The organism is Bacteroides sp. AM16-13 (assembly GCF_003602705.1).
GTDB lineage: Bacteria > Bacteroidota > Bacteroidia > Bacteroidales > Bacteroidaceae > Bacteroides > Bacteroides xylanisolvens.
Genome location: NZ_QTLK01000002.1, coordinates 240,441 through 255,106, shown reverse-complemented (window position 1 = coordinate 255,106; position 14,666 = coordinate 240,441). Strand labels below are relative to the sequence as shown.

Annotated in this window: 7 protein-coding genes; 6 read left to right on the top strand and 1 reads right to left on the bottom strand. The window is 37.2% G+C overall.

What is annotated here, in order from left to right:
• Positions 1 to 9 precede the first annotated feature (9 nt).
• Complete coding sequence (locus DW173_RS02375; protein ID WP_120143616.1) at positions 10 to 3,312, bottom strand: TonB-dependent receptor; 3,303 nt, start codon at positions 3,310 to 3,312, stop codon at positions 10 to 12.
• Positions 3,313 to 3,691: 379 nt separating this feature from the next.
• On the opposite strand from DW173_RS02375, the gene DW173_RS02370 reads away from it, so the two are divergent.
• From DW173_RS02370 to DW173_RS02340, 6 genes are all read left to right on the top strand, one after another.
• Positions 3,692 to 4,927 carry a site-specific integrase gene (locus tag DW173_RS02370; RefSeq protein WP_049702915.1) on the top strand — a complete coding sequence of 412 codons (1,236 nt, stop codon included), beginning with the start codon at positions 3,692 to 3,694 and terminating at the stop codon, positions 4,925 to 4,927.
• A gap of 624 nt (positions 4,928 to 5,551) precedes the next feature.
• Positions 5,552 to 8,365 carry a SusC/RagA family TonB-linked outer membrane protein gene (locus DW173_RS02360; protein ID WP_120143614.1) on the top strand — a complete coding sequence of 938 codons (2,814 nt, stop codon included), beginning with the start codon at positions 5,552 to 5,554 and terminating at the stop codon, positions 8,363 to 8,365.
• An 11-nt stretch (positions 8,366 to 8,376) separates the two neighbouring features.
• Positions 8,377 to 9,951: a SusD/RagB family nutrient-binding outer membrane lipoprotein gene (locus DW173_RS02355; RefSeq protein WP_015531208.1), complete on the top strand. Its 1,575-nt coding sequence runs from the start codon at positions 8,377 to 8,379 to the stop codon at positions 9,949 to 9,951.
• 25 nt (positions 9,952 to 9,976) lie between these two features.
• Positions 9,977 to 11,113 (top strand): glycoside hydrolase family 18, encoded by a 1,137-nt coding sequence (locus tag DW173_RS02350; protein ID WP_015531207.1) that lies wholly within the window; start codon positions 9,977 to 9,979, stop codon positions 11,111 to 11,113.
• A gap of 31 nt (positions 11,114 to 11,144) precedes the next feature.
• Entirely contained in the window at positions 11,145 to 12,278 is a 1,134-nt protein-coding gene (locus DW173_RS02345; protein WP_008022210.1) for a DUF1735 and LamG domain-containing protein, read from the top strand.
• A gap of 154 nt (positions 12,279 to 12,432) precedes the next feature.
• The gene (locus DW173_RS02340; protein WP_120143612.1) at positions 12,433 to 14,616 is read left to right on the top strand and encodes a DUF4838 domain-containing protein; all 2,184 of its coding nucleotides are present in this window, start codon (positions 12,433 to 12,435) and stop codon (positions 14,614 to 14,616) included.
• The last annotated feature ends 50 nt before the right edge of the window (positions 14,617 to 14,666 follow it).

Sequence of the window (14,666 nt, the reverse complement as noted above, 5' to 3'; positions counted from 1 at the left end):
CTTTTTCTTTTAGAATTGAACTTTCACATTAAAACCGAAGTTACGCAAGCTAGGTTGCATAAAGTAGTCTACATTCATATAATAGTTACTGGAGGTAGAGGCAGACAATTCCGGGTCGAATGGGGCTTTACAATAAATCATCCATAAATTACGTCCTACAATACCCAAAGTAACATTCGCCACATTTTTAAACCATCTTTTAGGAAGTGTATAGTTTAGACTTAATTCCTGCAAACGTACATTGGTTGCACTATATAGATAATAACGACCGTAGCCACCTTCACCCGTACCAATAGTCTGGTAATACTTTTGGGCGTTAACTTTGCCGTTATTAATAGGTATACCACCATTATCACGAACCGTTGCAGATGTTTCGGATACTCCATAATAATCTAAAATACCTTGAGTAGCCGAATAAGCTAATCCGCCTACACGGGCTGATAATACAACTCCTAAATCAATTTCTTTATAAGTGAAATGATTGGTCCATCCGAGATTGAAATCAGCATCCAGATTACCTACTTTTACCGGAGTGTTTGATGAAGTGATACCCAGATTACCATTCTGATCGACTTTTATATTACCGTTATTGTCTTTTGTCAGTTGGTTGTATACATAGATATCAGTCATGGAACCTCCTTCTGTCAGGATGACGCGAGGAGCTACATTCTCTTTACCTAACCAACCCACATTCATTTCATCCATTTGGATAGCTTCTCCTGTCACGGGATTCACGCTACCGCTTGCCAGTCGTTTCACCTTGTTACGGTTTAGAGTGAAGGTTGCATTAGAAGACCATCCGAATCCTGCCCATTTATCACTGAATCCTAAAGCTAATTCAATACCCTGATTTTGCACGTTACCAGCTTGTACAATCGCTTGTTTATATCCGGAAGAAGAGGGGATATCTACCTTAAATGTTTGGTTCAGTGTGTTAGAACGATAGTAAGTAGCGTCTAAATTAAAACGATTTCCCCAGAATTTCAAGTTCAAACCGATTTCCCAGGATTTAGTCTTTTCAGGTTTCATATTGTCCATCGGATATACGGTCGGATTCGCCCAGTTATGTGTCTGGCTGTTGTATTCGTACCCCGGATTAGTAAGGAAACGATCGAAAGAAGAGGCTACCACTGTATACGAACCGCGTATTTTAGCATAAGAAATCACCTCTGGTAGTTTAACCATTTCTGATAATAAAGCCGATAAACCGACTGACGGATAAAAGAACGATTTTTGTTTGGAGAATGCGAGTTTTGAATCCCAGTCATTACGTCCGGTTACAGTTAGATACAGTTGATTTTTCCAACTTAATTCAGCACTGGCAAAAATACTTTGAATTTCATCTTCATATCCGGTAGGGTCCGGTTTATAGTTGGCGGAGAAATTAATATTGTTGATCTGGAAGAAGTTGGGGATAACCAGGTCACCTGCAATATATAACTGATCCATTGAAGTATGATATATGGAAGCACCAACATTGGCTGTTAAATGAAAATCACCAAATGTTTTATCTATATTAGCCAGGAAATCGGCATATAAAGAACGTTCCTGACGCATGGCATCTTCAAAACCACCACTTACACCACAGAATGTTGTTAATGTAGAAGCTGATTTTTCGTTTTTATTCCGGTAGTCGGAATTGTCCAGATTGACGCGACCGACAACATTGAGCCAATCTGTAGCCTGCCATTTCAAAGAAGCGTTCATCATATAACGTTTCTTGTTGGAAGTACGGTTGATGCGATTTTGTATCCAATATGGATTTTGTAATGACAAACTTGCATCACCATAAGGCCAATATTGTTCCATATAGCCGTAGTTAGTATTATAACGTTCATACAAACGAATTTCGTCAAAGTTGTCTCCACGAGGGAATAGATACAGTGATGGGAGAGGGTTATAATACTGTCCTTGAGAAACCATGTTTTTGTTGTTCTGAACGATATATTGTGCACCGATATCCAGAGTAAGTTTATCATTCAGGAAATGGGTGGTATTACGTGCCGTAAAATTATAACGGTTATAGGAGTTATTCGGAAGAATTCCACCGGAGTTAGTTGTAGAAGCAGAAAGATAGGTCTGGTTTTTGGTATTTCCTGTAGATAATGCTACCGAATTGATAACATTGGATCCTGTTTCAAAGAAGTCAGATGGGTTATATCGACGGTTTGTCAATTCTCCCCAGCTGAATAATCCGGAACTTGTACCATAACGGTTCTGCATATCCGGCATAATATATGCTTTAGAGAAAGTAGTACTGTTGGATACTGTTATGGTAGTTTTCTCTGTTTGGCCTTTTTTAGTAGTAATTAAAACAACACCGTTTGCCGCAGCAGAACCATATAGTGCTGCCGCAGAAGGACCGGTCATCATACTAATACTAGCAATATCATCCGGATTTAAGTCAGCAACAGCATCTGATCCTCCCATCTCTCCAAATAATCCTTCGCCACCGCTTTTTCCTGTATTAAAAATAGGTACACCATCAATTACATACAATGCATTGTTATCTTTAGTCAGAGATTTCATACCACGCATAACAACACGTGTGGCACCACCAGCACCGGTTGCACCACTATTAATTTGAACACCGGCAACCTTTCCTGATAGTGAATTCATAAAATTGGCGTCCTTTACAGCTGTCAATTCGTCACCTTTTACCTCTTGTACATTATAACTTAACGCCTTAGTTGCACGCTTGATACCCAATGCAGTAACAACTACTTCGTCCAATACTTGCGTATCTTCTCCTAAAGTTACTTTTATAGGTTGTGCGTTGGCAAGCGTGATTGTTTGGGAGGCATAACCGATATAGGATACTTCAAGTACATCACCTTTAGCTGCTTGTATTTTGAAATTTCCATCCATATCAGTGATAGTACCATTTGAAGTTCCTTTTACCAAAATACTAACTCCAATCAATGGTTCTCCTTTTGAATCAGTAACAGTACCACTTGCAGTAATTGGTGTTTTTTTCTGCTGCTCTTCTTTATTACTCTTCGCAGAAAGTACAATATGATTATCTACTATTGAAAAACTGACATTTACTCCTCTGAATAACTGATTCATTACATTATTCAAAGATTCTTTTGTTACCTTGATAGATATGACACGATTTATATCGACATCATTTGTGTTATAGACTACTGACATTGAAGTTTGTTTCTCAATTTCTTTCAAAGCAGTGTTCAAGGGTACTTTCGATAGATTAAGAGTGATCGTTCGTTCTTGCCCATAAGCTGAAGCAAAACACGAAACCAACAAAAGGAAGAATAACAAGTATGAAAACTTGTGTTTTATAATTTCTTTCATCTTATTCTTTTTAATTAGAAATAGTTTTTAGAGAATTTGTAATTAGAGGCGGTAAATGAGATTACCGTTTTCACACAAAGGTTTCATGTATCTCTGTTTCTCATAATTAATAAATTTAAAGGTTATACTTAAAATAAATTCCATAAGCGCTTATTCAATAGTAATACATTTTATGTTGTAACCTTACTAAACGAAGATAAGATTTTTTTTATCAAAAAAATAGAATAGGTAGATTTCTAATTGAAAAATAAATACTCAAATATTTGATAAATAGAAGCTTATGCATTTATTAAAATCAGGCTGATTTATTACATTTGCATACATTTTGCATACAATATATGTATGCTTTACCTATTGTATAGATATAAATATTCATTTTATGTTCAAATATTCAAAAGATGGAATTTCGGTTTTAACCATATTAGATACCAGAAGAGCAAAAAAGAGTGGACAATTTCCTGTTAAAGTTCAAGTGGTATATAGAAGAAAGCAAAAATATTACTCAACTGGGAAAGAATTGTCAAAAGAAGATTGGGCAAGGTTATTAAAAGTAAAAAGCCGGTTATTGGCAGAAATTCGATCAGATATAGAGAGTAGTTTTTCAACTATTAAGCAACAAGTTAACGAACTGATACAAAAAGGAGAATTTAGTATTGAAACATTAAGCGCCAGGTTAGGAAGGCAGATGAATGATATGACTTTGCGCAGTGCTTTTCGCTTAAAAATGAAAGAACTGGAAGCCAATGAACAAGCAAACACTTACTTAAATTATCAAAGTGCTTTAAAAAGTTTAGAAGATTTCGGAGGTTCCACTATACCTTTGGAAAACATTACAATTGATTGGCTTAAACGTTGTGAAAAATTTTGGATATCAGAAGGTAAAAGCTATTCAAGCATAAGTATTTATTTCCGAGCTTTAAAGTGTGTCTTAAATCGTGCTGTACATGATGGTATCATAAAAGAATCATCTTTTCCTTTTGGAAAGAATAAATATGAAATTTCTGAAGGGTGTGGACGTAAATTAGCACTTACTCTTTCTGAAATAAAAAAAGTAATGTCTTATCAATGTGAAACAAAAGATATAGAAGAATTTAGGGATCTCTGGGTGTTTTCTTATTTATGTAATGGCATTAATTTTATGGATTTATTATTTCTTCAGTATTCAAATATTATGGATGGAGAAATATGCTTTGTACGCTCTAAGACATCTCGAACTACCAAACATAACAAAGAGATACATGCAATCATTACTCCTGAAATGTGGAATATTATTCAAAAATGGGGTAATCCAAGATTAAGCCCGCAAACGTATATTTTTAAATATGCTAGAGGATCTGAAGATGCCTTTGAAAAGATTAGATTGGTACGGCGTATTATAACCAAATGTAACAGAAGACTTAAAAAAATAGCCCAAGACATTGGAATTTTTCAGTTGACGACTTACACGGCAAGGCATTCTTTTGCTACAGTATTAAAACGTGGAGGTGCGAAAACCTCATATATTTCTGAAAGCTTGGGACACTCTAACTTATCTGTAACCGAGCACTATTTAGCATACTTTGAAAAAGAGGAAAGAATAAGGAATGCTCAATTATTGACTAACTTTAATCTCTAGATTAATACATTTGCATGCAAATTGTATGTACAATGAAAAATGGACCAATAATTGATATAGGATAAAAGTGAGTATAATATTAAAAAACGCATATTCAGATTACCTATAATTTAGAATATGCATCTTGTTATCAGGAGTGTTTTGAAAACCGCAGGGATTTCCACTTTAGCCAAACGTAATTCAAATAAAAAAGGATAATATTATTGCAAATTATTCTTTTTATCGCCCGCGTAGTGATAGAATAGTATCTAATATTGACAATATTAATCAAATGAAAAGATTCCGTTCTTTGTATTATCGGCACTAACTAGAAGAAAACAACTACTATAAAACAAGTTATTATTATTCTTTAAATGATTTGTTAGGTTCCATTTAAAGAATCAAAATGTTCCACACCGAGAAACGAAGTGATTCTCGGTGTGGAACATTCCTGAGAAAACGTCTTTTATCGAATATTCATACCGCATATATGAATAAAAACAATTTAATTACTGCATATTCATGTGCAATCTTACTAACTTTTTCTTTCATTCATTGATTTTGCTCAATTGTATTTAGCCTGATATCTTAAAAATAGAACATCTAATCTATTTATCTAACAAGAATTGGATCTAGAAAAAGTATATGAAACTGATTTTCTCCCAAGCAATCACACTTACCAACGCACAACCCATGAAAGTTACCCTAGGAGAAGATACGCAAGTATTGGATGAAGTAGTTGTTACTGCATTGGGTATCAAGCGGTCAGAGAAAGCATTGACGTATAATGTACAACAGGTGAAAGGGGATGAACTTACAACTGTAAAGAGTACTAACTTTATGGGAGCACTGGCTGGTAAAGCAGCAGGGGTACAGATTAATTCTAGTGCTTCAGGTCCAGGCGGTGGTGTAAAGGTTGTAATGCGAGGTGCTAAATCTATTACGCAGAATAATAACGCTCTCTATGTGATTGATGGTATTCCAATGTATAATCGTGCTTCTTCCGGGGGTGATGGAGCTATGGCTACACAACCGAGCAGTGAATCAATAGCTGACATTAATCCGGATGATATTGAGAGCATGTCGTTGTTGACAGGACCTTCTGCAGCTGCATTGTATGGATATGAAGGAGCTAATGGAGTAGTATTAATTACTACCAAGAAGGGACGTGCTGATAAGACAACCGTGACTTATAGTAATAATACCACATTCAGTGATCCTATGATGATGCCTAAGTTTCAAAACACTTATGGTAATATGACAGGTGAAATGATGAGCTGGGGATTAGAAACTGATAAGAGATACGATCCTGCAAATTTTTTTAATACAGGAAGCAATGTATCCAATGCACTTTCTCTCTCTACAGGTAATGATAAGAGTCAAAGCTATATCTCTGTAGCCACAACTAATGCAACAGGCATTATGCCCAATAATGACTATGATAGATATAATTTCTCATTCCGTAATACTACCAACTTCTTGAATAATAAGTTTATTTTGGATACAAGTGCTAACTATATTATTCAAAACGATAAGAATATGGTATCGCAAGGGCAGTATTTTAACCCGCTTACTTCTTTGTACTTGTTCCCACGTGGCGAAGATTTTTCTGATGTAGCTGTATACGAACGTTATGATGATTTGTCGGGTGTAAATACTCAGTATTGGCCATATGGTGATTTAGGCGGTGTTTCGTCTCAAAATCCTTATTGGATTATGAATCGTATGAATCGTGAGAACGATAGAAGACGTTATAAATTGGCTGCTAGTCTACAATATAATATCATTGAAGGGCTAAATGTACAAGGACGTGTGAGCATCGATAACACCGAAAGTAAATACACCGAAAAATTCCACGCAGGTACGGTCGGTAATTTTGCTGGTCCAAAAGGGCGATATAAAGAAGAAAACCGTCTAGACAGACAAGTGTATGCTGATGTATTGGCGAACTTCAATAAAACGTTCAATGAATTTAATGTAACGGCCAATTTGGGTGCTTCTATTAAGGATCTTCGTATGGAGTTGACTTCTTTACATGGAGACTTGAACAATGTAACTAATCATTTTACCATCGAAAACCTTACACGCAGTGGTTATTATAAAGTAAATGCTGATGGTTTAAAGCGTCAGACACAATCAGTTTTTGCCAATGCGGAAATAGGCTGGAGAAGTTTTCTCTACTTAAGTCTCACCGGACGTGCTGACTGGGATTCTTCTCTGGCTCTTTCAGAAAGAGGAAATAAACCGTTTTTCTATCCTTCTATTGGTCTTTCAAGCATTTTGAGTGAAGTTATTGATTTGCCTGAATGGTTCTCATTCTTAAAAGCACGTTTTTCTTTCACTTCGGTGGGTAATGCCTATGATCCATATTTGACAAAGGTACGTTATGTTTATGATGATCAGCTTGACCAATATAAAGCAGAATCCTTGTATCCAAACTCTGATTTGAAACCAGAAATTACTAAATCTTATGAGGCGGGATTGAATATGCGTTTCTTCAAGAATACATTGAATTTTGATATTACTTATTACAACTCTGATACACGTAACCAAACATTCGCTGCGCCTCTTCCGGCAAGTTCTGGGTATACGGCTGTTAACATCCAAGCAGGTAGTGTACAGAATCAAGGTATAGAGATGGCCTTAGGATATAAAAATGAGTGGCGTGATTTCGGTTGGTCCAGTAATTTTACTTTTACTTATAATAAGAATAAAATTAAAAGATTGGCTGATGGTGTTACAAACAGAATTACGGGGGAACCGATTGAAATGCCTTATGTAGACAAAGCAAGATTAGGAGGCTCTACTTCACCGGTAGTACGCCTGACAGAAGGTGGTTCTATGGGAGACCTGTATATCAACCGTGACTTTAAACGCGATAATAATGGTTATATCTATTTGGATGCCAAGACAGGTTTGCCAAGTATGGTGGAAACCGAATATAAGAAAATCGGTTCATTGCTTCCAAAGGTTAATTTAGGATGGAGAAACTCATTTACTTATAAAGGTTTACGTCTGAATATATTGTTAAGCGGACGTTTTGGTGGTTTGGTTGTATCTAATACACAAGCTTTCCTTGATCGTTGTGGTGTTTCCGAATATAGCGCACAACTTCGTCAGGCTGGAGGAGTAACCATCAATAACAGAAATGTATCCGCTAAGGATTATCTCGGCATAGTAGCGGCTGGTACTGGTGAAGGTGACCACTATGTATATGAAGCAACCAATATTCGTTTGCAGGAGGTTAGTCTTGAATATACACTCCCTAAAAAGTGGTTGTATAACATTGCTGATGTAACATTAGGTTTAATCGGAAATAATCTGGGCATGATATATTGTAAGGCACCGTTCGATCCTGAATTGGTTGCGTCATCTACCAGTACATTCTATACTGGTGTGGATTATTTCATGCAACCTAGCTTGAGAAACATGGGATTTAGTATAAAAGTACAATTCTAATAAAGCAACGAATGATGAAAAGATTCAATATAATTAAGACTGTAAGCGTGGCAGCTTTCACTACTACTCTGCTATTCGCTTCATGTACGGGAAACTTTGACGAATTAAACACACATCCAACAGACGTGTATCCCGAAGATATGACTCCGACGGAACGGGTCGGTACGTTGTTTGTGGCTATGACTCGCTTATTGAATGCCTGTCAGGAAAATAACAGTCAACACACTGAACAAATGGTAGGGCAGTATGGCGGGTATTTTGCAACAACTGCTCCTTGGAATGGTACTAATTTTGGAACATTCAATCCTAGTGCTGACTGGGTAGATGTTCCTTATAAAGATATGTTTACAGAGTTTTATCCGAATTTCCAGACAATAAAAGAATCTACAGGAGGTACCGGATATATTTATGCGTGGGCATCTATTCTGCGGGTCGGTGTTATGCTTCGTGTAGCTGATATTTATGGTCCTATCCCTTACTCTGAAATGGGAAAAGGAGAATTCCAAGTGGCATATGACGATGTGAAAACACTCTATCATAATATGTTTGATGATTTGACACGTAGTATCAATGTACTTTCGGCATTTGTTCAGGAAAATGAAGGAAAAGAAGTACCTGTTGCCGAATATGATATCATATATAATGGTGATTTTAGCAAATGGATCAAATACGCTAACTCATTAAAACTTCGTATGGCCGTACGTATCGCTTCTAATACTGAAGATACAGAATATGCCAAACAAATGATGGCGGAAGCGATTGATGGCGGAGTAATAGAATCTAATGATGATAATGCCTTTTTTCCATCTATGCCATATAACCCATTTTGGATTGCTTCAGATTGGGGTGATTTAGCTATCAATGCAACACTTTCTGCATACATGAATGGATATAATGATCCACGTATCAGCAAATATATGAATACTTCGACTTCGTATAGAGAGTATCGTGGTGTACGTATGGGTATTAAAGATACAAGTAAAAGCGTTGAAGGTAGTGCTGCAAGGTACTCTAAACCAGCTGTAACAGATGCTTCTCCTATGCCAGTTTTTTATGCGGCAGAGACTTATTTCTTAAAAGCTGAAGCGGCTTTACAAGGATGGATTGCAGGTGGAACAGCGGCAGCTAAGAGTTACTATGAACAAGGTATTCAAATTTCAATGAATCAATATGGCGTAGAGATTGGTGATTATCTTTCAAGTACAGTTGTTCCTCAAGGGTATACAGATCGATGGAACTCTCAAAATAATATTTCATTTACTGATGTTCCTACTGTTGCATGGGAAAACGGAAGTAATAAACTTCAGAAGATTATTACTCAAAAATGGATTGCCAACTATCCATTGGGAATCGAAGCGTGGTGTGATTATCGCCGAACTGGTTATCCTGAATTGTTTACGGCGCGAGATAATCTAAGCTCTGTTGGTTATATCGGTGATATTGATAGTAAACGTATGGTACGTCGTTTACCATATCCTACAACGGAAAAATCTAGTAACTCAGCCAATGTAGAAGCAGCTATTGCAACTATGTTAGGTGGTCCGGACACCGGAGCTACAGATTTGTGGTGGGCGAAAAAGAATTAATTTTTAACCTGATAAAATATAGAATATGAATATAAAGCATATAAAAAATGCATTCGGATTTGCATTTGCCGCTATATTCTTCGTTGGATGTACGGATGTGGAATCTATTAATGATGTTGATTTGAATCAAACAATTAAAACTGATGAGTATTATGCTGCTTTGCGCAAGTGGAAAGAAACACCGGGACTTCCACAAGTGTTCGTTTGGTTCGACAATTGGACAGGAACTTCTCCTACTGGTGAAAATAGCTTGAGAGGTCTACCTGATTCTGTAACCATTGCTTCCAACTGGGGTGGGCATCCGAAATTTGAATTAACTTCGGAGCGAAAGGCTGATATGGAATATGTACAAAAAGTGAAAGGCACAAAGGTTGTTGTTACCTTATTTTCTCAAAATATAGGCGACGACCTTCCAGATAAAGAAATTTATCATGAAGCTGGAACCAGTAGTGATCCAGAAAAGGTGAGACCTGCAATTAAAGCCTATGCAGAGGATATTTATAAAGCTTGTCTTGAATGTGGATATGATGGTTATGACTGGGATTATGAGCCTGGTGGTGGAATGGGAGTTGGTCCGCTTTGGTCAAATAAAGTACAGAGAACTATTTTTGTCGAGGAACTTTCCTACTGGTTTGGACATGGTGCTATGGATCCTAACCGCGATCGTGGAGATCGCCCTATGCCAGAGAAACGCCTTCTTTTCTTGATTGACGGTGAGGTTGGAATCCGAACAGGTATGGATAAAGAATGGCTTTCATACTATGTAGACTATTTTGTATTGCAAGCTTATGGTGGAATGGCAGATTATAGAATGACAGGCGTGTTGCGTGATATGGATGATTGGATACAACAGGGGATTATTACTCCGGATGAAATTGTCCGTAGAACCATAGCTACCGAGAATTTTGAATCGTATGCTAATACTGGAGGAGGATTCCTGGGTATGTCAAACTACGTATATAAAAATACTTATACTGTTAATGGAAAACCTTATGAAATAGACCAGTTAATTGGTGGATGTGGTCTTTATCGTGTAGGCTTTGACTATGCACAAGGTAAGGGCGATTATGATGGTTCACCGGAATATTATTTCTTGCGTCAGGGAATTACAAACATATATAGGAATTTCTATGATCGCATGAATGCTGCCAACGAAGAATAATGATTAAACGAATTTTATAAGAATGAAAATTATGAAATATATCTATTTATCAAGTCTTATGATTGCATTGTCAGCATTCTTTCTTATAGGATGTGAGAATGCAGAATACAAGGCACAGTCAAACAGCCTTTACATAACAGATGCGGCTGGTACAAACAATGCTACTACTGTTACCATGGATGATGGTGCAGACATTAACGTTGTTGTGCGTTTAGCTCAAAAAGTTATGGAAGATGTGGAAGTGGAAATCCAGTTCTCTCCTGAATTACTGGCTGAATACAATGCAACTAGCGGTACGGAATATGAAGTCTTGCCAGCCGATATGCTTCCAAAGAATGCGACAGTGATAATTCCGGCAGGTGAAATTAGTGCTAATTATCGACTTCATGTGGATGATTTTGTGACTAATGGTATTACTTATGCCATTCCTCTTACATTAGGAAATGTTATAAAAGGTAATATTGTAAAATCAAAAGCTCAAAGTAAATTTATTTATGTATTAGCTAAGCCTTTGAATGTTTCTGTTCCTGTATTACGTGGTAATGCCGGAAATGTAACAACACTTCCTGAAACGGATTGGGGAATTACAGTAGATGCATGGACATTGGAAGCATGGGTACGTATGGATGGTTATAGTATAAATAATCAGGCTATTTTCACTTCCGGAAGTAATGATCATGAAATCTATATCCGTTTTGGAGATGCCAATAGGCCTTACAATTATCTACAGATAAAGTCTTTGGGAGGTCAAAAACAAACAGCCAGTGATTTGGAAGCAAACACTTGGTATCATTGGGCTTTCGTTTATAATGGAACAACACTTACCATTTATAGGAATGGAAAACAAGATACCTTCTTTGATCCTCCTGCACCGAAAGGTGGAAGCGTACGCTTTGATTTTATGAAAATAGTGGATAGTGGTAGCTATTTCCGTAATAATTGTGCTATGAGTCAGGTTCGCCTATGGAAAGTAGCTCGTACAGAATCGGAGATCGCAAACAATATGTATTTTGAAGTTAATCCTAAGAATCCTAATTTGATTGCCCTTTGGCCAATGGATGAAGGAGATGGCACTTCCTTTAGAGATGCCACAGGAAACGGACACAATGCAACATCTAATGGTGCACTTCAAAGGTGGGAACATAATATCCGATTTGATAAATAAAATGTTCTAGGCTAATAAATCATTGAAAGAGGAGGATATGTCGCAGAGGCATATCCTCTTTTTTATATGTTAAAGTATCCATAATTTATTAGAACTTTATTCTCCTGAATTGTACTTCTAGTAAATGCTCATATAAACTTAAATTCTAACAAACATGAAACATTGGTTATTATCTGTTTTGCTGGTGGTATGTGGTACTGTTTCAGCACAAATAACACTCGTAAAAGATGGCAAAAGTAGTGCTCGCATCATTGTGCAGGACAAGATGCCAAATAGTAAGACGTCAGCGCAATTCTTACAACGTTTTCTTACTGAAATTTCGGGAGTTGCACTTCCTATTGAAAATGATAAAACTCCTCGAAAAGGAGATATTCTCATTGGTGGTCAATCTTCGGCGGAAGTAACAGAGGATGGATTCTCTATTTCTACTCAAGATGGTATTCTAAAAATATCTGGTAAAGAAAACGGTGTTGTATATGGGGTTGTTACTTTATTGGAGCAATATTTGGGTATCGATTATTGGGGAGAGAATGAATATTCTCTTACCCCTTCAAAAACGGTGAACTTACCCTTCATTAATAAAGTCGAGAATCCGGGCTTTCGTTACCGTCAGACACAATGTTATGCTATCCATACAGACTCTATTTATAAGTGGTGGAATCGTTTAGAGGAACCGAATGAAGTGTTTGCTGCCGGTTATTGGGTGCATACTTTTGATAAGCTTCTGCCTTCATTCATTTATGGGAAAGAACATCCGGAATATTATTCTTACTTCAAAGGAAAACGCCACCCGGGAAAGGCCAGTCAGTGGTGTTTGAGTAATCCGGAGGTTTTTGAGATTGTAGCTCAACGTGTTGATTCTATTTTCAAAGCAAATCCAGATAAGCATATCATGTCTGTAAGTCAGAATGATGGTAATTATACAAATTGTACGTGTGATGCTTGTAAGGCAATTGATGATTATGAAGGAGCATTATCAGGAAGTATCATCACTTTTCTGAATAAGTTGGCTGCCCGTTTCCCGGATAAAGAATTTTCCACATTGGCTTATCTATATACTATGAATCCTCCGAAACATGTGAAACCTTTGCCGAATGTGAATATTATGTTGTGTGATATTGACTGTGACCGTGAAGTAACTTTGACGGAGAATGCTTCGGGAAAAGAGTTTGTGAAAGCCATGGAAGGATGGTCTAAGATTACCAATAATATTTTCGTGTGGGATTACGGTATTAACTTTGATAATTATCTGGCTCCATTTCCTAATTTCCATATTTTACAGGACAATATCCGTCTTTTCAAAAAGAATCATGCCACCATGCATTTCTCTCAAATAGCAGGGAGCAGGGGAGGAGATTTTGCAGAACTTCGCGCTTATTTAGTGTCAAAGTTAATGTGGAATCCAGAAGTTAATGTAGACTCATTGATGCAACATTTTCTGCATGGATATTATGGGGAAGCAGCGCCATATCTTTATCAGTACATAAAGATAATGGAAGGCGCATTAATCGGTAGTGGACAGAGGTTGTGGATATATGATTCACCCGTATCACATAAATATGGCATGCTAAAGCCTGCTTTGATGCGTCGTTATAATCATTTATTTGATTTGGCTGAAAAGGCTGTTGCAGCAGAACCAGATTTCTTAAAACGAGTTCAACGGGCACGCCTGCCAATTCAGTATTCAGAACTGGAAATAGCACGAACGGAGACAGAAAAAGATTTGGTAGATATCAATAAAAAGTTAGACCTTTTTGAGGAACGCGTGAAAGAGTTTCAAGTTCCTACATTGAATGAACGTTCCAATTCACCGGTAGACTATTGCAAATTGTATAGGGAACGTTACATGCCGCAAAAAGAAAAAAGTTTGGCTTTGGGCGCAAAAGTTACTTATCTAATTCCTCCTACGGGAAAATATGCGGCATTAGGAAAAAACGCATTGGTTGACGGTTTGTTTGGTGGAGCAACCTTTGTTGATAGCTGGATTGGTTGGGAAGGAACCGATGGTGCATTCGTTATAGATTTGGGCGAAGCGAAAGAGATACATAGTGTGGAAACAGATTTTCTTCATCAAATAGGGGCCTGGATTCTTTTTCCTCTAAAGGTGGTTTATTCATACGCTGAAGACGGTGAGCATTATACACATTGGAAAACGATTGATTTACCGGAAGAACGTACCGGTGAGGTAAAATTCCGTGGAGTCAAGGCTGAATCAGCCGAACCGATAAAAACTCGTTATGTGAAAGTAGAAGTCACCGGAACAAAAGAATGTCCGACTTGGCATTATGGTGTAGGCCATCCTTCGTGGTTTTTTATAGACGAAGTGATAATAAAATAAAAAAAGTAGGGGGGAGACGTTAGTAGTTTCCCCCTTTTAGTTGTATTATA

Coding starts and splice junctions, on each gene's coding strand:
- DW173_RS02375 (WP_120143616.1), bottom strand. CDS start 3,312: ATGAAAGAAATTATAAAACACAAGTTTTCATACTTGTTATTCTTCCTT.
- DW173_RS02355 (WP_015531208.1), top strand. CDS start 8,377: ATGATGAAAAGATTCAATATAATTAAGACTGTAAGCGTGGCAGCTTTC.
- DW173_RS02340 (WP_120143612.1), top strand. CDS start 12,433: ATGAAACATTGGTTATTATCTGTTTTGCTGGTGGTATGTGGTACTGTT.
- DW173_RS02360 (WP_120143614.1), top strand. CDS start 5,552: ATGAAACTGATTTTCTCCCAAGCAATCACACTTACCAACGCACAACCC.
- DW173_RS02350 (WP_015531207.1), top strand. CDS start 9,977: ATGAATATAAAGCATATAAAAAATGCATTCGGATTTGCATTTGCCGCT.
- DW173_RS02370 (WP_049702915.1), top strand. CDS start 3,692: ATGTTCAAATATTCAAAAGATGGAATTTCGGTTTTAACCATATTAGAT.
- DW173_RS02345 (WP_008022210.1), top strand. CDS start 11,145: ATGAAATATATCTATTTATCAAGTCTTATGATTGCATTGTCAGCATTC.